Origin of the sequence: Streptomyces sp. SID3343 (genome assembly GCF_009865215.1) — a bacterium.
Lineage (GTDB): Bacteria > Actinomycetota > Actinomycetes > Streptomycetales > Streptomycetaceae > Embleya.
On record NZ_WWJX01001542.1, the window covers coordinates 1 to 507 of the forward strand.

Sequence of the window (507 nt, forward strand, 5' to 3'; positions counted from 1 at the left end):
GCGCCGTGTGGCCTCGCCGGCGCCACGATCGTGCACCCGGGAGCGGCTGCCGCGGCCCGGCGCTGGCCCGCGGATCGGTTCGCCGCGCTGGTGCGCGCGCTCACGCTGCGCGGTCATCGGGTCGTGGTCACCGGTGGCCCCGAGGACGACGCGTTGGTCGAGCGGGTCGCGTGCGACGCGGGCTCGGCGGCGGGCCGTACCGACGTCGCGGAGTTGGCCGCGCTGGTGGCGTCGGCCCGCCTGGTGGTCAGCGGGGACACCGGGGTGGCGCACCTGGCCTCGGCCTTCGCCCGTCCGTCGGTGACCCTGTTCGGCCCCACGCCGCCTGCGGAGTGGGGACCGCCGGCGGCGGGTCGGCATCGGGTCCTGTGGCCCGCGCCGCCCGGGTATCGAGGGGACCCGCATGCGACGACGGTGGATCCGGTGCTGGCCTCGATCGACGTCGAGGCGGTGGTGCGGGCAGCCCACCGGGCGGGCGCCGCGAACCGCCCGACCGTGCCGGACCGG

The 507-nt window shown here is 78.7% G+C and carries 1 protein-coding gene; it reads left to right on the top strand.

What is annotated here, in order from left to right:
• Window positions 1-507, top strand: a 507-nt coding sequence (locus tag GT354_RS49105) for a glycosyltransferase family 9 protein (RefSeq protein ID WP_161364642.1), incomplete at both ends; no start/stop codon positions are given.